The 19,393-nt window shown below is 68.9% G+C and carries 24 protein-coding genes and 2 pseudogenes; 14 read left to right on the plus strand and 12 right to left on the minus strand.

The genetic code is table 11. The annotated features are described in order from the left end of the window. Positions 1 to 186: 186 nt before the first annotated feature. Complete coding sequence (locus AC1DSO_RS13695; RefSeq protein WP_477069373.1) at positions 187 to 1,377, minus strand: acyltransferase family protein; 1,191 nt, start codon at positions 1,375 to 1,377, stop codon at positions 187 to 189. A 128-nt stretch (positions 1,378 to 1,505) separates the two neighbouring features. Here AC1DSO_RS13695 and ygiD point away from each other — a divergent pair, with 128 nt between their 5' ends. Then, positions 1,506 to 2,276, plus strand: coding sequence for a 4,5-DOPA-extradiol-dioxygenase (gene ygiD, locus AC1DSO_RS13700; protein ID WP_477069342.1), 771 nt, complete (start codon positions 1,506 to 1,508; stop codon positions 2,274 to 2,276). A gap of 129 nt (positions 2,277 to 2,405) precedes the next feature. Here the strand turns inward: ygiD and AC1DSO_RS13705 are convergent, their stop codons facing one another. Then, positions 2,406 to 3,086 carry a DJ-1/PfpI family protein gene (locus tag AC1DSO_RS13705; RefSeq protein ID WP_477069343.1) on the minus strand — a complete coding sequence of 227 codons (681 nt, stop codon included), beginning with the start codon at positions 3,084 to 3,086 and terminating at the stop codon, positions 2,406 to 2,408. A gap of 96 nt (positions 3,087 to 3,182) precedes the next feature. Between AC1DSO_RS13705 and AC1DSO_RS13710 the strand changes: the two genes are divergently transcribed. Then, the gene (locus tag AC1DSO_RS13710) at positions 3,183 to 4,124 is read left to right on the plus strand and encodes a GlxA family transcriptional regulator (RefSeq protein WP_477069344.1); all 942 of its coding nucleotides are present in this window, start codon (positions 3,183 to 3,185) and stop codon (positions 4,122 to 4,124) included. A gap of 81 nt (positions 4,125 to 4,205) precedes the next feature. Next, a complete protein-coding gene (locus tag AC1DSO_RS13715) occupies positions 4,206 to 4,481 on the plus strand; it encodes a hypothetical protein (RefSeq protein WP_477069345.1) in 276 nt (91 codons plus the stop codon). 142 nt (positions 4,482 to 4,623) lie between these two features. Here AC1DSO_RS13715 and AC1DSO_RS13720 read toward each other — a convergent pair whose 3' ends face one another. Together AC1DSO_RS13720 and AC1DSO_RS13725 are read right to left on the minus strand one after the other, a co-directional pair. After that, entirely contained in the window at positions 4,624 to 4,803 is a 180-nt protein-coding gene (locus AC1DSO_RS13720; protein ID WP_477069346.1) for a hypothetical protein, read from the minus strand. 59 nt (positions 4,804 to 4,862) lie between these two features. Then, the gene (locus tag AC1DSO_RS13725) at positions 4,863 to 5,483 is read right to left on the minus strand and encodes a DJ-1/PfpI family protein (RefSeq protein WP_477069347.1); all 621 of its coding nucleotides are present in this window, start codon (positions 5,481 to 5,483) and stop codon (positions 4,863 to 4,865) included. A gap of 129 nt (positions 5,484 to 5,612) precedes the next feature. Here AC1DSO_RS13725 and AC1DSO_RS13730 point away from each other — a divergent pair, with 129 nt between their 5' ends. Further along, positions 5,613 to 5,963 carry a DUF3147 family protein gene (locus AC1DSO_RS13730; RefSeq protein WP_477069348.1) on the plus strand — a complete coding sequence of 117 codons (351 nt, stop codon included), beginning with the start codon at positions 5,613 to 5,615 and terminating at the stop codon, positions 5,961 to 5,963. On the opposite strand, the gene AC1DSO_RS13735 is transcribed toward AC1DSO_RS13730, so the two are convergent. After that, positions 5,960 to 6,514: a DUF1003 domain-containing protein gene (locus tag AC1DSO_RS13735; protein ID WP_477069349.1), complete on the minus strand. Its 555-nt coding sequence runs from the start codon at positions 6,512 to 6,514 to the stop codon at positions 5,960 to 5,962. The genes AC1DSO_RS13730 and AC1DSO_RS13735 overlap by 4 nt on opposite strands. A 154-nt stretch (positions 6,515 to 6,668) precedes the next feature. Here AC1DSO_RS13735 and AC1DSO_RS13740 point away from each other — a divergent pair, with 154 nt between their 5' ends. Together AC1DSO_RS13740 and AC1DSO_RS13745 are read left to right on the plus strand one after the other, a co-directional pair. Continuing rightward, the gene (locus AC1DSO_RS13740; RefSeq protein ID WP_047407703.1) at positions 6,669 to 6,848 is read left to right on the plus strand and encodes a YegP family protein; all 180 of its coding nucleotides are present in this window, start codon (positions 6,669 to 6,671) and stop codon (positions 6,846 to 6,848) included. Between the two features lie 172 nt (positions 6,849 to 7,020). Beyond that, positions 7,021 to 7,850: pseudogene (locus AC1DSO_RS13745) on the plus strand (SDR family oxidoreductase). On the opposite strand, the gene AC1DSO_RS13750 reads toward AC1DSO_RS13745, so the two are convergent. The 4 genes from AC1DSO_RS13750 to AC1DSO_RS13765 form a co-directional block, all read right to left on the minus strand. Then, positions 7,810 to 9,009: a cell wall hydrolase gene (locus AC1DSO_RS13750; protein WP_477069350.1), complete on the minus strand. Its 1,200-nt coding sequence runs from the start codon at positions 9,007 to 9,009 to the stop codon at positions 7,810 to 7,812. The pseudogene AC1DSO_RS13745 and the gene AC1DSO_RS13750 sit on opposite strands and share 41 nt — an antisense overlap. A 626-nt stretch (positions 9,010 to 9,635) precedes the next feature. After that, positions 9,636 to 10,850, minus strand: a complete 1,215-nt coding sequence (locus tag AC1DSO_RS13755) for a S41 family peptidase (RefSeq protein ID WP_477069351.1) — start codon at positions 10,848 to 10,850, stop codon at positions 9,636 to 9,638. A 305-nt stretch (positions 10,851 to 11,155) separates the two neighbouring features. After that, positions 11,156 to 12,118, minus strand: coding sequence for an HAAS signaling domain-containing protein (locus AC1DSO_RS13760; RefSeq protein WP_477069352.1), 963 nt, complete (start codon positions 12,116 to 12,118; stop codon positions 11,156 to 11,158). A 33-nt stretch (positions 12,119 to 12,151) separates the two neighbouring features. Further along, on the minus strand, positions 12,152 to 12,481 hold the full coding sequence (locus AC1DSO_RS13765; RefSeq protein WP_056047493.1) for a PadR family transcriptional regulator: 330 nt from the start codon (positions 12,479 to 12,481) through the stop codon (positions 12,152 to 12,154). A 133-nt stretch (positions 12,482 to 12,614) separates the two neighbouring features. Between AC1DSO_RS13765 and AC1DSO_RS13770 the strand changes: the two genes are divergently transcribed. Next, positions 12,615 to 12,992 (plus strand): VOC family protein, encoded by a 378-nt coding sequence (locus tag AC1DSO_RS13770; protein WP_477069353.1) that lies wholly within the window; start codon positions 12,615 to 12,617, stop codon positions 12,990 to 12,992. Between the two features lies 1 nt (position 12,993). Next, complete coding sequence (locus AC1DSO_RS13775; RefSeq protein ID WP_477069354.1) at positions 12,994 to 13,428, plus strand: DUF1810 domain-containing protein; 435 nt, start codon at positions 12,994 to 12,996, stop codon at positions 13,426 to 13,428. Between the two features lie 131 nt (positions 13,429 to 13,559). Here AC1DSO_RS13775 and AC1DSO_RS13780 read toward each other — a convergent pair whose 3' ends face one another. Then, complete coding sequence (locus tag AC1DSO_RS13780; protein WP_477069355.1) at positions 13,560 to 14,543, minus strand: quinone oxidoreductase family protein; 984 nt, start codon at positions 14,541 to 14,543, stop codon at positions 13,560 to 13,562. Between the two features lie 182 nt (positions 14,544 to 14,725). On the opposite strand from AC1DSO_RS13780, the gene AC1DSO_RS13785 reads away from it, so the two are divergent. Then, positions 14,726 to 15,613: a LysR family transcriptional regulator gene (locus tag AC1DSO_RS13785; RefSeq protein WP_477069356.1), complete on the plus strand. Its 888-nt coding sequence runs from the start codon at positions 14,726 to 14,728 to the stop codon at positions 15,611 to 15,613. A gap of 29 nt (positions 15,614 to 15,642) precedes the next feature. Here the strand turns inward: AC1DSO_RS13785 and AC1DSO_RS13790 are convergent. Next, positions 15,643 to 15,769: pseudogene (locus AC1DSO_RS13790) on the minus strand (hypothetical protein); the annotation flags it as partial. A 7-nt stretch (positions 15,770 to 15,776) separates the two neighbouring features. Beyond that, positions 15,777 to 16,571: a hypothetical protein gene (locus AC1DSO_RS13795; RefSeq protein ID WP_477069357.1), complete on the minus strand. Its 795-nt coding sequence runs from the start codon at positions 16,569 to 16,571 to the stop codon at positions 15,777 to 15,779. Between the two features lie 181 nt (positions 16,572 to 16,752). On the opposite strand from AC1DSO_RS13795, the gene AC1DSO_RS13800 reads away from it, so the two are divergent. The 5 genes from AC1DSO_RS13800 (at position 16,753) to AC1DSO_RS13820 (ending at position 19,035) form a co-directional block, all read left to right on the plus strand. Then, a complete protein-coding gene (locus AC1DSO_RS13800; protein ID WP_477069358.1) occupies positions 16,753 to 17,541 on the plus strand; it encodes a winged helix-turn-helix domain-containing protein in 789 nt (262 codons plus the stop codon). A gap of 70 nt (positions 17,542 to 17,611) precedes the next feature. Next, entirely contained in the window at positions 17,612 to 17,935 is a 324-nt protein-coding gene (locus AC1DSO_RS13805; protein WP_477069359.1) for an ArsR/SmtB family transcription factor, read from the plus strand. Further along, positions 17,932 to 18,363: an SRPBCC family protein gene (locus AC1DSO_RS13810; protein WP_477069360.1), complete on the plus strand. Its 432-nt coding sequence runs from the start codon at positions 17,932 to 17,934 to the stop codon at positions 18,361 to 18,363. The genes AC1DSO_RS13805 and AC1DSO_RS13810 overlap by 4 nt, the downstream gene beginning before the upstream one ends. A 30-nt stretch (positions 18,364 to 18,393) precedes the next feature. Next, positions 18,394 to 18,609, plus strand: a complete 216-nt coding sequence (locus tag AC1DSO_RS13815; RefSeq protein ID WP_477069361.1) for a hypothetical protein — start codon at positions 18,394 to 18,396, stop codon at positions 18,607 to 18,609. A 12-nt stretch (positions 18,610 to 18,621) separates the two neighbouring features. Continuing rightward, positions 18,622 to 19,035, plus strand: coding sequence for a DUF1801 domain-containing protein (locus AC1DSO_RS13820; protein WP_477069362.1), 414 nt, complete (start codon positions 18,622 to 18,624; stop codon positions 19,033 to 19,035). Positions 19,036 to 19,393: the final 358 nt, after the last annotated feature.

The raw sequence follows: 19,393 nt of genomic DNA on the forward strand, positions 1-19,393 counted from the left end.
GCGGGGGATTTAGCGTTCCTGGGTGACGATTGCGAGCCCCTGACGCCCCCTCCGTCACGATGCGTATCCGCATCGCGCCACCTCCCCCGTTTCCCGGGTGAGGAGGGGGTGCGTTTCATCCTCCCCCGTGCAAACGGGGGAGGTGGATCGCCGCGAAGACGCGGTGAGACGGAGGGGGCGTCCCGACTACTTCCGCAACAGCGGCTGGATGCGATCCTGGATCGGCTGGTCGATATAGGTGTGGAACAGCCACGCCGCACCGTAGGCGACCGGGAAGCCGGCCAGCCACATCAGCCACTGCCAGCCGATGCCGATCGGCACGGTCTCGATCAGCTTGTGGACGGCGCTCCAATAGATCACCCCGACGAAGATGTGGGTGATGAACAGGGCGAACGACAGTTTGGCGCCCTCCTCGATCCAGGCGCGCGGACGCTTGACCGGCAGCCGGCCGGCCCCCAGCACGATCATGGCGATGGCCAGCAGCGACGGGGCGTCGAACAGCGACGGGTCCGGCAGGGCGTAGCGGTCCAGCGGTTGGGTGACGACCAGCAGGCCAACGCCGCTCCACAGCAGGATCTTGGCCATCTTCTCCGACGGCCAGCGCATGTCGACGGCCCGAGCCAGGCAGACGCCCAGCACAAACAGCGGCAGGGCCCGGACCACGCCGTACTGGAACTGCAGGTCGGGCAGCGGGTGCAGGAAGACCTTGCGGGCGATGATCTCGAACACGCCCAGGATGACGGCGGCGCCGATCGGCAGGACCCAGGCGTGGCGCACCTTGCTGACCGCCCGCCAGAAGGTCGGGAACAGGGCATAGCAGACGATCAGGGCCGACAGCGACCAGCTGGGCAGGTTCCAGCCGTCGCTGGGAAAGCCCCAGGCATGAATCAGCAGGGCCTGGGTCACCAGCTGGTCCCAGGCGAAGCGGCTGGGCTTGTGGGCGTCGGTGCCGATCGTGTTCAGCAGGAAGACGAGACCGGCCAGCATGGCCAGCACCATCAGATGCCCCGGCCAGATCCGCGCCGCGCGGCGGGCCCAGAAGCGTGGCGTGCTGAGATGTCCGTTCAGGGTCGAGGCGCCATAGGCCCGGCCCAGCACATAGCCCGACAGCATCAGGAAGAAGTCCGTCGCCAGGAACCCGCGCGAAAACACCTGGGCGAAGCGCTCGATCCGCATCGGGCTCTCGGCGCCATAGTGGTAGACGACGATCAGCAGCGAAGCGAGGAAGCGCAGGAAATCGAGGGCCCCGCCACGCACGGACTCCTTGCCTGGACGGAAGCCGACGGCTTCCGAGGCAGGCGCGCCCTGGGAGGGGGCCAGCAGCCCGGCCGAGACGGGAGTCTCGCCCGGCGGAATCTGGGGAAGCGCGACGGTCACGGCGGGCGGCATACCAAAGCCGCCGCCCTCCGAAAAGCCGTCACCGGAGCATCGTCTTGCGGTATGGCGTCGCGGCCACTATCTGCAACCATATCTGTTTCTAATAGGTCTCACCCGTAGGTTTCGCCATGTTCCGCATGCCCGTCCTGTTCCTTGGCCACGGCTCGCCGATGAACGCCATCGAGGACAACGCCTGGAGCCGCGACTGGGCGCGACTGGCCCTCGAGCTGCCGCGCCCGAAGGCGGTGCTGATGATCAGCGCCCACTGGGAGACGCGCGGCGCCTCGGCCGTGAGCGCCTCGACCGCGCCCGAGACCATCCACGACTTCGGCGGCTTTCCGCAGGCGTTGTTCGACGTCCAGTACCGCGCGCCGGGCGATCCGGCCCTGGCGGCGCGGGTGGCCGCGCTGCTGTCGCCCGATCCGGTCGTCCAGCATCCGACCCGCGGCCTGGACCACGGCGCCTGGGGCGTGCTGCGGCCCATGTATCCCGAGGCCGACGTTCCGGTGGTGCAGCTCAGCCTCGATCGCGGGCGCCCGGACCGCTGGCACTACGAGGCCGGCCAGCGCCTGGCCGCTCTGCGCGACGAGGGCGTGCTGATCATCGGCAGCGGCGACATCGTCCACAACCTGCGCGCCGCCGACTTCCGCCGCCCCGAAGCGCCGGAGTGGGCCGACCGCTTCAACGAGACCGCCAAGGCCCTGATCCTGGCCGGCGACCACGACCCGCTGATCGACTGGCGGAGCCTGGGTCCCGACGCGGAGGCGTCGATCAACAGCGCCGAGCATTATCTGCCGCTGCTCTATGTGCTTGGGGCGCAGACGGCTGGGGAGAGCGTGAGCTTCTTCACCGACGACGTGTTCGCGGCGATCTCGATGACGGGGGTGAAGGTGGGGTGAGGCGGAAAGATGCTCCCCCGCGCTGCGGGGGAGCTGTCGCGGAGCGACTGAGGGGGCTAATGCGGCCTAAGCCGAGCTTGCCCCCTCCGGCCCTTCGGGCCACCTCCCCCGCAACGCGGGGGAGGAGCTTCACATCACCTCCGCCGCCTTCTTCGCCGCCTCGACCCGCTCGTCCATCCCTTTGCCGTACAGCGCCGACACCCGTCGCAGCACCGCCTCGGGCGCCGTCTCGGGCCGGCCGGCGTCGAACGGCGGGGCCGGGGCGTACTCGACCGCCAGCTGGATGCTCTGGGCCATGTCGTCGCCGGCCAGTTCGGCGACCATGGTCAGGGCGAAGTCGATGCCGGCGGTCACCCCGCCGCCGGTAATGTAGCGGCCGTCTCGCGCCACCCGCGACGGGTCGGGGATCGCGCCGAACAGCGCCAGCTGGTCGCGCCAGGCCCAGTGACAGGCCGCCCGCTTGCCCTTCAGCAAGCCCGCCGCGCCCAGCACCAGCGAGCCGGTGCAGACCGAGCAGACGTATTTCGCCTCATCGGCCAGCCGGCGGATTTCGGCGATGAAGTCGATGTCGGCCATAGCCTCGGTCACACCGAAGCCGCCCGGCACGATCAGCACGTCGCAGTGGTCGATGTCGGAGAACTTGGGCAGATGGGCGAAGACCAGGCCGTCGGCCTCGATCTCGCCGCCGCGCAGACTGGCCACCGTCACCTTGGCGCCGGGCAGGCGGCACAGGATCTGGTGGGGGCCGGTGAAGTCCAGGTGAGTCACGCCGGGAAACAGGGCGATGACGATCTGTAGGGGCTGGCTCATGAGATAGTCTCCGTGGCGATTGACTTGGAGAACATGGTTCAGCTAGCGTCTGGCGGAAATGACATAGATCCCACGGTTTCAGCCACGGTTCCCGCCATGCCTCGCCCGATCGGCTTCCTGGTCTATCCGGGCTTCCAGCTGCTGGACGCCACCGGCCCCATCTCGGCGTTCGAGATCGCCGGCCGCCTCGCGCCAGGGGCCTATAGCCTGCACTTCCTGTCGCTGCGCGGGGGCCTGACGCCCAGCTCGTCCGGCGTGGTGATCCAGACGACCGCCCTGGCCGACGCGCCGAGACTCGACACCCTGCTGGTCTCGGGCGGCGACGGGGTGAAGGTCCCGGCCACCTGCGCCGAGACCCTGGCCTTCGTCCGCGCCGCCGGCCGCGACGCCCGCCGCGTGGCCTCGGTCTGTTCGGGGACCTACATCCTGGCCGAGGCGGGCCTGCTGGACGGCAAGCGCGCCACCACCCACTGGAGCCGGACCCAGGACTTCCAGCGCCGCTATCCGGGCATCCGCCTGGAGCCCGACCGCATCTGGATCCAGGACGGCGCGGTGTGGAGCTCGGCCGGGATCACCGCCGGCATCGACCTGGCCCTGGCCCTGATCGGCGCCGACGAGGGCGAGGCCGTGGCCCGCCGCACGGCCCAGCAGCTGGTGGTCTACCACCAGCGGCCCGGCGGCCAGTCGCAGTTCTCGGCCCTGATCGACCTGCGCCCCGGCCGCTTCGACGCCCTGCTGTCCTGGGCGCGGCAGAACCTGGGCGAGGCGCTGAGCGTCGAGCAACTGGCCGACCGCGCCGCCATGAGCCCGCGCAACTTCGCCCGCCTGTTCGCCCAGGAGACCGGCGTCACCCCGGCCAAGGCGGTCGAGCGGCTACGCGTCGAGGCCGCCCGCGCCCTGCTGGACAGCGCGCCGCTGCAGGTCGAGGACGTGGCCCTGGAAACCGGCTTCGGCGACGCCGAGCGGATGCGCCGCGCCTTCATCCGCGCGTTCGGCCAGCCGCCCCAGGCCCTGCGGCGGGCCGCCAAGGCCGGCTGAAGCTACAATTCGGACATAGTTCGGCAACAATCCGCTCGGATCGTGGTCGTGATCGAGGGACATCGATCCTTGGAGGACATCATGTCCGTCATGAAACTGCTGGGAGTTTCGGCCCTGGCGGCGGCCGCCATGGTCGCCAGCGTTCCCACCGTCGCCGGCGCCCACGACCGGTACGAGCGATACGATCGCTCTGACCGTTACGACCGCCATGATCGCTACGATCGCTATGACCGCGGAGGCTACGACCGGGTCCGGTACGACCGCGGTCGCCACCACCGCGCCCACAAGGTGAAGGTCTGCCACCGCGAGTGGCGGCACCATCACCGCGAGCGGGTCTGCTACTGGACCTGGCGGTAGGACTGAACGCCCTAAAACCGTGTCATCCCGGAAGCGCGCAGCGCTGTCCGGGACCCAGAGCCAAGCGCAACGCGGCGGCCCTGGGTCCCGGCTCTCCGCTGCGCTACGGCCGGGATGACACGATGTATTTTCGCGCCTCGACCTAGTCCGGCGCCCGCGGCGTCTTCTCCAGGGCTTCCTCGACCCGATGGCCGACGGCCGTGCCGCCGGCGTCGTCGGCGGCGATGTCGCCCTGGTCGTTCAGGTCGGGGTTGGCCTTGGTCGCGGCCTCTTCGGCTTGCTGCTCGAGGGACTTCTCGGGCGTGGCGTTGATCGTCGGCATCGGAACGCTCCTGCGTGGGGTCCCGGCTTAACCCGCCTCGCCCGCGCCTGTTCCTAGGCTCAAGCCGCCTGGATAGCCTCGGCCGGCAGGAAGGGCGAGATCACCGCCATCGCCCGGGTTACATAGGCGGCCTTCTCGCCGACTGGCGCGACATAGTCGATCGCCGCCTCGGCCTCGGCCAGGCCCGCGCCGCGGGCGATGATCCACGCGGCCAGATATTGCGAGGCCAGGCAACCGCCGGCCGTCGCCACATTGCCGTGGGCGACGAACGGCGTGTCCAGCACCTGGACCCCGGCCTCGATCACCCAGGGCTTGGTGGTCACGTCCGTGCAGGCCGGCAGGTCGCCGACCAGGCCCAGCTTGGCCAGCACCAGCGTGCCCGAGCACTGGGCGGCGATCAGCTGGCGCGCCGGATCGAGCCGGATGCGGGCCAGCAAATCGGCGTCGGCCGCCACCTCCCGTGTCCTGATCCCGCTGCCGATGATCACCGCGTCCGCCTCGGCGGCGAATTCCAGCGGTTGCTGGCGCTGGACGGTCACACCGTTCATCGAGGTCACCGTTTCGGTCGGCGCGGTGATGTAGGCTTTCCAGCCTCGGCCTTTCAGGCGATTGAGGATCGCCGCCGCCACGAACGAATCCAGTTCGTTGAAGCCGTCGAACGTCAGCACCGCGATCCGCATGGGAAGCCCTCCCGCCCGGCATCCCGCCTGGCCGGTCCCTTATCTAGGCACGCGGCGGCGCCAGCTCAATGCGCGCCGAACGTCGCCGCCCGGCTTGGCCCGGACGCCGGATCGGTCCAGGCTGGCCGCATGCTCTATCTCGTCGTCAAGGCCGCCGTCTCGGGCGTCATCGTCGCCGCCGTGTCGGAGATTTCCAAGCGCTATCCGGGCCTGGGCGGGCTGGTGGCGTCGCTGCCGCTGGTCTCGGTGCTGGGCATGATCTGGCTGTGGCGCGACACCCACGACCCGGCCCGCATGGCCGCCCACGCCAGCGGCACCTTCTGGTTCGTGCTACCCTCGCTGCCGATGTTCCTGCTGATCCCGGCGATGCTGAAGCGCGGCGCGCCGTTCTGGGCCGCCCTGGTCGCCGGCTGCGTCCTGACCATGGCCCTGTACGCGGCGATGGTCTGGGCGGGACCGAGGCTGGGGCTGAAGCTTTAGCCCCGCTGCGCCCGCAGCCGCGCCACCTCGTCCTGCAGGTCCGACAGCCGGGTGGCGTGCTCGCGGCACAGGACCATCAGCTCGTCGCTGCGCAGGGCGTCCAGCTTGTCGATCACCCGCATGATCTCCAGCTCGGCGCGCAGGTTGACCGCGTAGTCGTGCTCGGCGGTCAGCCGATCTTTCTTGGCCTGGCGGTTCTGGCTCATCATGATCACGGGGGCCTGGATCGCCGCAAGGGTCGAGAGCAGCAGGTTCAGGAAGATGAAGGGATAGGGGTCGAAGGCCAGATTGAAGGGCCTTAGCGCCAGGTTGGTCCCCATCCACAGCACCAGAGCCAGGCCGAAACCGCCGATGAAGGCCCACGAGCCGCCGACCGCCGCCACCCGGTCGGCCAGGCGGGTCCAAAAGGTGTTCTCTTCTTCTGCGTCCGGCTCCTCGGACGGTTCCTGGGTCAGGATCCGGTCGATGACCCGCTTCTGCACGTCGGTCAGCGCGTCATAGGGCCGCCCGAGCAGGTCGCGGGAGAGCTGGTCGAGATGTTCCTGGGTCATGGGATTCTTGGGGGACTCGCGGCGGCGGGAGGGCCGATCATCGGCGCGCACGCCCTCACGTGACAAGGCCGCGGTTGACAGGACGCTGTCGGGAAGGCGACGCTTCTCTCCATCGGGTGGGGCCGATCACCTTCATGTTTCAAGGAGAGTTCCGATGGCCCATAAGTTCGTGATCAAGAAAGACAAGGCGGGCGAGTTCCGCGTCAACTTCGCCTACAACGGCGAGACCATCTTCTCGACGGAGGGCTATTCGTCGAAGGCCTCGGCCAAGAACGCCATCGAGTCGATCATCAAGAACGGCCCGACCGCCGAAATCGACGACCAGACGGACTAAGGTCGCGAGTGAAGATGCTCCCCCGCGATGCGGGGGAGCTGTCGCGAAGCGACTGAGGGGGCCAATGCGGCATGCGTCCAGCTTGCCCACTCCGGCCCTTCGGGCCACCTCCCCCGCGGCGCGAGGGAGGATCTAAGGACCTTGACCCCTCCCGCTCCCGGGCCTCTGATCATTGATAACAATGATATGGGAGGGGACGTCATGGCCGCCGAAGGTCGCAAATCCATCTTCATCACCGGCGCCGCCAGCGGCATCGGCCTGGCCTGCGCCAAGCGGTTCGCCGGCGCGGGCTGGTTCGTCGGCCTCTCCGACATCGACAAGGCAGGCCTGAAGGCCGCGCACGCGGCGATCGGGGCCGCCAACGGCTCGGTCCACGCGCTGGACGTCCGCGACCGCGAGGCCTGGGCCAACGCGCTGGGCGACTTTGGCCAGCACACCGGCGGCAAGGCGGACCTGCTGCTGAACAACGCCGGCGTCGCTCGGTTCGGGGTGCTGGAGGACCTGTCGGACGCCGACTGCGACATCCAGATCGACATCAACATCAAGGGCGTGATCAACGGCGCGCGCGCCGGGCTGCCGCTGCTGAAAAGCGCCGGCGGGCGGCTGGTCAACATCGCCTCGTGCGCGGGGCTGTACGGTTCGCCGAAGCTGGCGGTCTATTCGGCCACCAAGTTCGCGGTGCGCGGCCTCTCCGAGGCGCTGGACGTCGAATACGCCCGGCACGGGGTCAGCGTCGCCTGCGTGATGCCGTGGTTCATCGAGACGCCGATCCTGAACGCCGGCGCCTCAGGCACGAACGAGCACATGGCCGACGCCCTGCGCACGGCCGGGCTCGAGGTCTATCCGGTCGAGGACGCCGCCCAGGTGGTCTGGGAGGCGGCGCACGGCAAGGCGCTGCACTATTTCGTGGGCAAGCGGGCGAAACAAATGCGCTTCGCCGCCAGTCACATGCCGGGCGTCGTCAGGAAGCAGCTCCGCTCCCGGCCCCTACTGTCGTCTTGAGACCTTCCAGCGGCTGGCGGTCGGACGACACCGGGATCGCCTTGGCGGCGGCCGGCTTGTCGGTCGCTTGCGAAGGCGTCTTGGCGGCCGTGGCGATCGGAGCCGAGGCCGGTTCCGTCACCGGGCCGACCGGACCGCCCATGCCGGGCGAGGTCATGCCCATTTGGGACGCGGGCTCGAGGCGGCCGAGCGCGCTGGCGGCGTAGACCACCGGCGGCTTGCCGTCGGCGGTCAGGCTGGCGATCTCGGACGGGGCGATGTCATCGACGGTCGGCAGGTGCGACGGCGTGAAGCTCGAAGCCCCGCCATGACGGCCGAAGCGATAGAAGATGTGCATGCCGACCTGGGCGACGCGCAGCAGGCGCGGACCCCAGCCGGGCGAGACGTTGATCGTGTGGAAGTGCGTGGCCGAGCCGACCTCGCTGGACATCGTGCCGGCCAGGGTGCGCGAGGCGACCTTGCGGGCCCGGGCCCAGGCGCCGAGGTCGCGGGCGCGGCGCATCGAGCCGTCGCAGGCGAAGCTGAACTGGCAGCCGGTGCGGTGATAGGCGCCTTGGAAAACGACGCCGCAGATCGACTTCGGAAAGGCCGGGTGGCGCACGCGGTTCAGAACCACCTGGGCCACGGCCGCCTGGCCGCTGGGGGTCTCGCCGCGGGCTTCGTAATAGACCGCGTCGGCCAGGCATTCGAGCTCGCGCGAGCTCTCCAGCGCATTGCCCAGTTGGAACGGGCCACCTTGGAACGGGCCGGCTCCGCCGACGTTGAATCCAGAACCGAAGCTGGCCCGGAGCATCAGCGGACCGCTGCGGCCGCTCTGTCCGGGAAGCAGGTTCGCCGCGCCGGCGCCTTCGAGGCGGGCGGCCAGCATTTGCGACTGGCGGTCGCGCTGGTCCAAGGCGGCGAACAGATAGGGGTCATGACGCTTGGCCACGGCGAGGGCGCCGGGGTCCATACGCGTAGCCGCGCTGACCATGGCGGCGTCGGAGAAACTCCCCGAGGCGCCGTCGGCCAAGCGAGCGACGCGGGCATGGGTGGAGGCCGATTGCGCCAGGCCACCCAAAAGGTAAACGCCGCCCAGGGCCAGACCCGTGATGGATCCGACCAATACGGCGCCGACCAGCCCGCGCGCATCCGCGCGCGTCTGCGACTTGATATACAAAACTCGTGTCCTGCGCGGCGAGGGCGTACCGCCCCCCGACAAAATACGCCTCGAAATCCCCGGTAAAAGCACTGGCGGGGAGCCCTTCGAAGCGGAGGATCGGCCGTATCACGACGTGGCCAAGATCCCGCTTGTCCCGGCTTATGACGTATCCGTGACCGACTCGCAAGCACTTGCTGCGCTGCAACATGGCCTCTGCGCTCAACGGCCGCACAGTTAAATTGTTAACGCCTTGAATCCGCGCGAAAAGCTCGACAACAGCGATCGTCGTTTTTTTGCCCTCGCGAAAGCCTTGCCAGGCCTTTGCTCAACCGTTCCTGGCGGAAGCTGAAAGAGTCCGCATCGTTACTCGACGACGACATAAACCTTAACGCCAGCCCTTAACCATGAGGGTTGGGAGGGGTCCGGCGGGCGGTGGCGGGACGCGTCCAAAACCCCGGGGCGAGATCCGTCCCTGACCAGCCTCACAATTAAATCCTGCCTTCCCCGGCCTCGTGCCTAGGACCCATGCTTCCGTTCACTCGGCGTCACTGGGCGAGCGCCCACGACGGCGGCGCGCATCCTTCTCCAGAAGGATTTCGATGAAATCGAGAACGACCTTTCGGCGAACCACAAGGGCCTGAGGTTCATATCCAGAATGGCTTCCACTCAGTCTTCTGGCTGGGGCGGCCGGAATACAGGGTGCGCGCTTCGCTCAGGTCATCAAGCGTACGGTTGTCGACATGGGCGAATGCGGCCTCCATCGCCGCATCCCGGCCGGCCGCCCAGTCCGCGAATCTGCGCGGGACCAGGACGTCGGGCATGGTCCAGATGCGCTTGTCCAAGGGATCGGAGTCGAACCAGGGGAGGGTCGAGACATACGCCGGAAACCCGTCGGCCTGGAACGGCGCGGCATCGCCGTAGTGGTTAGGCGCGCCGCCGCTGGGTTCGCCCACGAAGACCGCCCAGGTCTCCCGCTCAATCCGCGAGGTCAGGTTCTGGGCCGCGGAAAAGGTCTTGCCGCTGGTGAGCACGTAAAGGCCGCCGGGCCGGTTGAACCGGGACCGCTCGAGGCGCCACCTCAGGCCCTCGCCCATGAGGTTGTTGCCGCCGTCGTTACGGCGCAGGTCCAGCACGACACGTTCGATCTCGGGGGTTTCCATCGCCGCGAAAGCGTCGCGCACGAAAGCCAAGATCGAGGCGCGCTTGTCGCTCAGGCGATCGAAGGCGATGACCAGCACCTTGCCGTCCGCATGGACGAAGTTGGCCTGGGCGCCCGGCCGCCAGGTCTCGACCGGCCAGAGCTTGCGTGACAGTGCGACCAGCGCGTTGCCGCCATCCGGACGCGGCGTCAGCGCGACCTTGACGACTGCCCCCTCGACCTCCGCTTCGACGGTGACCGGCGCCGACGCGGCTGCCGGCCCGGCCAGTCGCGCCCCTCGCAGGATCGCAGGCTTCAGGGCGAGGCCCGCGTGGTGATAGGCCCCGGCGGCGTTGTTGGCAGGCCATACGGCTGCGAAGGCGCGCAGGACCTGCTCGACGGCGACCCCGTCGACCCGCACGATCCGGCCACCCAGCAACGCCGCGCCCTCCGCCTTGGCGGCGGTGACGTAGAGGCCGTCGAAGAAGGGGCTGGCTGTGATCGGCAGGTCAAGGTCGAAGCCCGGGAGCTTGACCATAAACGGGTAGATGGTCGTGTGGCCGTCGCGGAACCAAGCCAACCGAGCCATGAGGCCCATGACCCAGGCCTCCGTCGTCAGGCCATCCGCTTCGGCCGCGAGCCTGTCCCAACCCGACCGCCACGCCGGATCCGCGGCGGCTTCCCAACCGCGCGGGTGGGTCGTCTCGGCGTACTTCTGCAATCGACGAGCCTCCGCGCCGCGGAGTGCGGGGACCGGGGCCGCCGCCAGCGCCGCCGGAGCCGCCGGAGCCGCCAGGCTGCCGGCTAGCAGAAGGGAGAAATCACGCCGTGTGGTCATTTGATCAGTCTAGGCGCGAGCGGCTTTGGCGCGATACTTAAGGTTCGTTCACGATCAGCAAGCACCTTGAGGATGAAGAAGGCGCGGTAGAGGAAACTCTGTCGGTTGCGGTAAGTTCAAGACCTAGGAAGGCAGGAAAAAGGGAGCCCGCGAGGGGGCTCCCTTGATAGCAGGCAGGCTTTTGGGAATTACCGCCCCCGCACCAGCCGCCAGCCGTCGACGAACAGCTTCGTCAGGCAGATGCCGGCGGACACGGCCATGATCACCTTGAAGGTCAGGTCGACGACCTCCTGCAGCCTGGCCACGTCGCCTCCGTTGGGCAGCGCGAAGGTCAGGATCGGCTGGGCCGGCCACAGGACCGCCACCACGGCCAGGCCGCCCACGGCGCCGATCAGCTCGGTTCCCGCCCGGGGCCGCACCCAGGCCGGCTTGAGCACGACGAACAGGGACGAGATCGCCTGCACGACGGCCAGGCCCAGGACCGGCCAATAGAGCGCCTTCAGGGCCGGGCTCAGCACCACGCCGACCTGGTCGCCGTCGTAGGCGATGCCGCCCATCGGGAAGGGCATCATGCCCGTCCACCAGGCGATGAAGAAGGCGACGGCGACCAGTTCGAACAGCCCCTCGAAGCGGGTCTTGGAGAACAGCGGCCGGGTCTTGGGGATATGCGGCAGGTCGCTGACCTTCCACTGGCCGAAGTCGCCCGTCTTGATCCAGCCGCGCTCGATCGCGGCGGCGATCAGGGTGGCGCAGCCGACCAGGCTGAGCGCGGTCGGGATGAAGTCGGAGATCACGCCGTTGATCGTATGGGTGCTCCCCTGCCCCGAGACCAGCAGCACGCCGGCCGGGATGATCGCGGCGGCGGCGGCGATGACCAGCATCACCTTCACCCCGAACAGCCAGAACGGATAGAGCTCGGGGCCGATCAGGGCGCGCCCCGGCCCGTAGCGGCCGGCGACGGCGATCGGATGGCCGATCTCGCGCAGCAGGGCCTCCATCTCGCGCTTGTCGAGGGGCCGGCCCAGCTGGGCTTCCTTCTCCTCGACGCGGTTCATGATCAGGTCGCGCAGCTCGGCGATGATGTCCTGGCGCTGGGCCTTGGGCAGCAGGGCGGCGACGGCGCCCAGATAACGATCGATCAGATCGCTCATGGTCTTGGTTCCTTGGAAGTGAGGGGGCCGCGCTTACAGCAGCGGCTCGAGGGCGGCGTTGATCGCGCGCCATTCGCCGGCGAGGCGGGCCAACACGGCCCGGCCCTCTTCCGACAGCTGATAGAAACGCTTCTTGCGCTTGTCTTCCTCGCGCCATTCGCTGGCCAACAGGCCTTGGGCCTCCAGCCGGCGCAGCATCGGGTAGAGGGCGCCTTCGTCGATCTCCACGCCCACGCCGCTCAGGGCCTGGCGCAGGCTGTAGCCGTAGCGCTCCTCCCGCAGTTGGGCGAGGACGGCGAGGATCAGGGTCCCCCGCCGCAGCTCCTGGCGGAGCGATTCAAAGATGTCCGTATCGGTTGGCATTGGGTGTGCGCCACATAGTGTGCATCACATGGTGTGTGACGTACACTGTATGTCACACAGTAAGATCGGGAGTCAACAGGCGGAACGCCGTTCGGCTTCGCGGCTTCTTTTCGCGAACGAGACGGAGGTTTCGATGCTGGGAAACAAAGACGCCCAGGCCACCGTGGCGGTGAAGGCCCTGAAGGTCGCGCGGCCGTTCTACGCCGAGATCCTGGGCCTTGCGCCGCTGCCGGGCGACGAGCCGTCGGTGCAAGCCTTCAGGGCGGGCCAGTCGGTGGTGCTGGTCTATGAGTCGGAATTCGCCGGGACCAACAAGGCCACGGTCTTGACCTGGGCGTTGGGCGAGGCCTTCGACGAGACGGTCGCGGCGCTGAAGGCCAAGGGCGTCGTGTTCGAGCGCTACGACCTGCCCGGCATGACCCACGACGGCGACGTCCACGTGGCGGGCGAGATGCGGGTCGTGTGGTTCAAGGATCCAGACGGCAACATTCTGAGCCTGGGGAACTATTGAGATGGGTCAGGCCGCTCCCCGCGCCCCAGATCCCCTGAGCCGCTTCGTCGAGGCCCAGGCCAGCGTTTACGACGGCGTGCTGGCCGAGCTGCGGCGGGGCCAGAAGACCGGCCACTGGATGTGGTTCGTGTTTCCGCAGATCGCGGGGCTGGGCCGCAGCCCCACGGCCCGGTTCTACGCCATCTCCGATCTGGCCGAGGCCCGCGCCTACCTGGCCCATCCGGTGCTGGGGCCGCGCCTGATCGAGGCCGTCGAGGCGATCAACGCCCTGCCCGGCCGCGACGCCCACGCGGTGTTCGGCTCGCCCGACGACCTGAAGCTGCACTCCAGCCTGACGCTGTTCCAGGCGGCGGATCCGGAGGAGCCGGCGTTTCAGCGCGCGCTGGACAAGTATTTTGGCGGGCGGGCGGATCCGCTGACGCTGGAGATGCTGTAGCCATCCAACCCGTGTCATCCCGGAAGCCTCGCAGAGGCTGTCCGGGACCCAGGGGGTGAAGGAGCGCCGTGCGCGCCGCCCCTGGGTCCCGGGTCTTCGCTGCGCTTCGCCCGGGATGACACGACGTTAGGTTATTCGAAGCTGAGCACCTGCTTGCCCCTCTCCGGCGCTCGCGCCGTCTCCTCCAGCGCCGCGCGGAAGTCCTCGATCCGCCGCCGCCCCGCGATCAGCACCTCGGTGGCCGGATCGGCCAGTTCGTCCAGCACGCTTCTCAGCCAGGCCGCGTCCGCCGCCGGCGGGGCGTCGAAGAAGTAGCGGTAGATGTAGGCGCGGATCACCTGGCCCTCCATCAGCACCTTCAGGGCGTTGGTCTGGAACGACGCGAGGTCGTAGGCCCCGACGATCACGGCGCGGCCCAGGAAGCCCAGGGCCTCCAGCAACTGGGTCAGCACCGCCCCGCCGATCGCGTCGACCACGCCGGAAAGATTGGCGCCGCCGATCGCCTCGCGCACCGCTTCGGCCAGAGGGACTTCCAGCACGGACAGCTCGACCACCGCTTCCGCGCCCAGAGCTGTCAGGTCACGACCCTCGACCGTCTTGCGGACGATCGCCACGACCCGCACGCCGCGCCGCCGGGCCATCTGGATCAGCAGGGTGGAGACCAGCGAGTGACCCGCCGTCACCGCCAGCCACTGGCCGGCCTGGACCTCGCTGGCGTCCAAGAGGTCGCGGGCGGTGATCGCCGGCATCAGCTGGGCGGCGCGCTCGACCGGATAGGCGTCGGGCAGCGGGACCAGATAGGCCGGATCGACCGTCACATATTCGGCCCATAGCCGCGTGGCGCTGAACGCCACCAGCTGGCCCGGTTCGAGATCGGCGCGACCGCCGTTCGAGACCACCCGCCCCACTCCGTGATTGCCGACGATCTGCCCCGGCAGGCTGGGCCGCTTGGCCTCGGGGTACTGGGCTTGCGTGAAGAAGAAGTCGCCCGGATGGATCCCGGCGGCGACCATCCGCACCAGGGCCTCGCCCGGACCCGGTTCGGGCTGGGGGACCTCCCGCAGCTCCACGACGTCGAGAGGCGAACCGATGCGGTCCTGAACGAGCGCCTTCATGGCCTGAACTCCTTTGTCGCCCGCGAATGCCGCGAGCTGGAGCCTCAGATGCGGACCACCGCCCAACGGGACAATCGTGCCACCGGGAGCTCTGTTTTCCGTATCCGGGACAATCGCCGGCCTTGCGCGGCCGCGTCCCGGCGCCGATCTGCGATCGGAGCTTTGAACCGGGATCCGAGGCCATGCTGGGCTATGACGACGTGGCGATCTTCCTGAAGGTGGCGCGCGAGGGCAGCTTCGTCGCCGCCGCCAAGGCCCTGGGCCTGCCGACCAGCTCGGTCAGCCGCCGGGTCGCGGCCCTGGAGGCGCGCTACAAGACCCAGCTCCTGCGCCGCACCACCCGTGCCGTGGCCCTGACCGAGGACGGCCGCGCCTTCGTCGACCGGGCGGCGGCGGCCATGGACGAGCTGGAAGCGGCCGCGCGTGGCCTGGACGTCTGCGACAAGCGACTGTCGGGCAAGCTGACCGTCACCGCGCCCTATCATGTCTGCAACGAGACCTTCGCCCCACACCTGCTGGAATTCGCCGCCCAGCATCCGGACCTGGTGCTGGACCTGCGTCTGACCAATGGCGCGCCGGACCTGATCGAGGAAGGGATCGACGTCGCCTTCCAGCTGGCCCCGCTGCCCGAGGGCCGCCATGTGGCGCGCAAGCTGTGGACCTCGCCCTATCTGATCTGCGCCAGCCGGAGCTTCCTGGAGCGGCGCCCCGAGGCGGCCAGCCTGGACCATCCCCGGCGCCTGGCCCGCCTGCCCGTCGTCGTCACCCCGCCGATCCTGAACTGGCGGTTCGTGCATGCGAGCGGCGAAACCTATGCGGCCGCTCCACGCACCATCGGGGCCTCGGTCGACGACCTGTCGATGGGCGCCCTGGCCGCCAGCCAAGGCCTGGGCGTCGCCTATCTGCCGCGCGGCCTGGCCAGCCGCTTCCCGGACTTGGTCGAGCTGACCTTCGGCGACTGGAAGGTCGAGGACCGCGAGCTCTACGCCCTCTATCCGGCCACCCGCCAGCTGTCGCCGAAGGTCCGCGCCGTGATCGACCACGCCCTGGCCGGCCGCGCGGCGCATTGAGGGTCCAAGGACCTCAAACGCTCTAAACCCGTGTCATCCCGGAAGCCTCGCAGAGGCTGTCCGGGACCCAGGGGCCAAGCCCAGTGCGGTTGCCCCTGGGTCCCGGCTCTCCGCTTCGCTGCGGCCGGGATGACGAGCTAAGGGCGGTTCAATCACATCTGGTCTAGACGACCGGACCCTCGCCCTCCGGCTCGCTCCACAGATAGTCGCCGATCAGCCAGAGCGCGCCCATCAGCACCAGCGAGATGGCCGCGCCCGCCCAGCGCAGCCATTGCTGCGGATGGGTGATCGCCCCCGGCATCCAGGCGAGGAGCGCGAAACAGAGGTACATCAGGCCGCCGATCCGGGTGGCCGGAATGGCCAGGCGGTGGGAGATCAGGGCCACGCCGACGGCCAGGTGCCCGACGCCCGTCGAGAGCGCCCAGAACATGGCGTCGCCGGGCATCCAATCGGGGATCAGCTTCATCGTGCCCCTCATGCCGACCACGTGGGCGAAGCCGAACACGATCGAGCAGCAGCCATAGGCGATCCGCGCCACGTCCGGTCCCAGCGCGCCGCGCGCCGCCATGGCCGGCGAGGACCGCGCCCAGAGCGTGGCGGCCGCCACGGCGATACCCAGCTGCTCGGCCAGGCCCAGATAGCCGCCCAGCTTGTCGGGCGCGGCGATCAGGCTCGACAGCCACATGGCGGCATAGACGCTGAACAGCACGGTCTGGACGATCGCCGCGATCCGCAGGGTCCGCGTGAAGAACAGGCCCGCGCCCGACAGCACCAGCAGGCTGGACGAGGCGAAGGCCAGCACCGGCCGGAACGGAAGCCACGCCGGCGCCGGCTGCCAGAAGCTCGTGAAGTCTCCCTGCAGGAAGCAGGCGATCCCGAAACAGATCGTCGAGATCCCCAGGATCCCCTTGCCCAGATCAAGATCGTTGGTTTTTCGCAGCAGCGACGCGACGCTCATCAATGTCCACTCCCGATGCGGCGAAACGCTCGCCGAACGGGATCAGGAGGCTCAAGCTCCGGTGGAAATCGACTAAGGAAAACCTCAATTTGTTCTAAAGCCGATCTTGCCCGCATGGCGGACGGGACCGCTACCTTCTAAGTCCCCGAGACCTGAGTCCTTGAAGGGCGGAGACCGCGACTTGGACACCGACACACGTGCCTACCGGATCGGCGCCTACCAGATCGGCGACTGGCTGTTCTCGCCGGACGCCAACGAGCTGCGGCGCGGCGAGACGCGCCGGGGGCTGGAGCACCGGGCCGCGCGGACGCTGGAGCTGCTGTGCCGCCGGCGCGGCGAGATCGTCTCGCAGGACGAGATCGTCCGCGAGGTCTGGGGCGGCCGCGCGATCAGCGCCAACAGCGTGCCGGTGGTGATCCGCGACCTGCGCCAGGCGCTGGGCGACGACGCCCGCGACCCGCGCTGCATCGTCACCCACGCCAAGCGCGGCTACCGGCTGCTGCCCGAGGCCGTCGAGGCTGAAGCGATCGCGATCCCGGCTGAGCGGCCGCGCCTGCCCCGGGCGATCGGGCTACTGCTGGTCCTGCTGATCGTCGGCCTGGCGGCGTGGTCGGCCCTGCGGACCTTTCACCCGCCCGTCACGCCGCTGTTCGTCACCGAGGTCGAGAACGCCACCGGCGAGCCGCGCTTCCAGCCCCAGGCCAGCGCCGCCAGCGAGGTCCTGGTGGCCAACGCCCGCAAGATCCGCGGCGCGCGGGTGTTTCGTGGCGAGGCCGCTCATCCGCCGTCCGACGCGGTGCGGCTGAGCGCCCGTCTGATCATCTGGAAAGGCCGGCCGACCGTGACGATGCTGGCCCAGTCGCCCGACGGCCCGGTGCTCTGGATGGGCATGACCTCGGGATACGAGGAGTTGACGCCCCGCGAGATCGCCAAGGCCATGAACGAGCTGGGCGAGGCGCTGCGGCGCTAAAACCCCGCTTGACTCACCCATAACCCCAGAGTTATGAAACAACCCATAGCCACGGGGTTATGGATTTCACATGGAAAACGCCCACGACGTGCTGTTCCGGACTCTGGCGGATCCCACCCGTCGGGCCCTGTTCGAGCGCCTGTGCCGCCAGGGCGAGCAGACGGTCGGGGCCCTGACGGCCCAGGCCGGGGTCTCGCAGCCGGCGGTATCGAAGCATCTGGGCGTCCTGAAACAGGCCGGGCTGGTGCGCGATCGCCACGAAGGCCGCCAGACCCACTACAGCGCCCAGCTGGGCGCCCTGGCCCCGCTGATCGATTGGACGAGCCAGATGGCCGGCTTCTGGGAAGGCCGGTTCGACGCGCTCGAGGACTTGCTCAAGAGGATGGACCAATGACCGACACCGCGACCGCCACCCGTTCCGTCGTCGTCGAACGCGAGATCGCCCACGCGCCCGAGAAGCTCTGGCGCGCCCTGACCCAGCCCCACCTGATGGAAGAATGGCTGATGAAGAACGACTTCAAGCCCCAGGTCGGCCACCGCTTCAATCTGCGCGGCGAATGGGGCGGCGTGCTGGACTGCGAGGTCCTGGCCATCGAGCCGCACAAGACCCTGTCCTACACCTGGAACTTCAAGCACGAGGATCCCGCCTACGACCTGACCAGCGTGGTGACCTTCACCCTGACGCCGACCGCCTCGGGCACGCATCTGCGCATGGAGCAGGCCGGCTTCCGCCCCGACCAGAAGCAGGCCTTCGGCGGCGCCCACGCCGGCTGGAAGACCTTCCTGGACAACCTGGACCAGCTGCTGGCCAAGGCCGACTGACCCTTATTCCGGCCTCGAAAGGAGACCGCCATGAGCAACACCATCCGCCAGATCCACCGCTGGCTGTCGATCGCCTTCACCCTGGGCGTGCTCGGCTACATCGCTGTCATGACCCAGGGCCAGCCGCCCTTCTGGGTTGGCCTTTTCGCGCTGATCCCGCTGATCCTGCTGCTGGTCACGGGGCTGTACATGTTCGTGCTGCCCTACGCCCGGAAGTGGCGCGGTGGCCGTCGCGTCAACGCCTAAGGGGAAGACGACATGAGCAAGATGCAGCCCGCGCCCGAGGGCGTCCCGGTCTCGGACCTGATCGACGACGCCATCGCGGCGCTGGGCGACTGGCGCGGCCAGACCCTCGCCCGCCTGCGCGCCCTGATCCACGAAGCCGATCCCGACGTGGTCGAGGAATGGAAGTGGGGCAAGCCGGTGTGGTCGCACGACGGCCTGATCTGCACCGGCGAGGTCTACAAGGCCTACGTCAAGACCACCTTCGCCAAGGGGGCGGCGGTTGCCGATCCCAAGGGCCTGTTCAACTCCAGCCTGGACGGCAATGTCCGCCGGGCCATCGACTTCCGGCCGGGCGAGCCCATCGACGAGGCCGCCTTCAAGGCCCTGATCCGCGAGGCCGTGGCCCTGAACGCCGCCAAGCCCGCGCGGGCGAAGAAGAGGGCGTAGATCCAGGAGTCTGCTCCCCCGCGATGCGGGGGAGCTGTCGCGGAGCGACTGAGGGGGCTAATGCGGCCTTAGCCGAGCTTGCCCCCTCCGGCCCTCCGGGCCACCTCCCCCGCATCGCGGGGGAGGAGCGCTAAAGCCTACTCAAAACAGACGTCCGTCATACAGCTCTGCGTTGACAGGTCGGAGTATTCGCGCGACCTTCGTGAGGCGCGGGGGCGTCGCTTCCAGATGACGATGGCCAACAACGGCCCGTCCGCCGCCGCGCACCGGTAGCCTTTCCAGTCGTAAGAGTCCGCGTCCGCAATCGTCTCATGGCGTCGCGTCGACATCGCGCGCGCCTTCGCCAGCGCCGGGGTTC

This window comes from Caulobacter sp. P4_E5, from assembly GCF_056401555.1.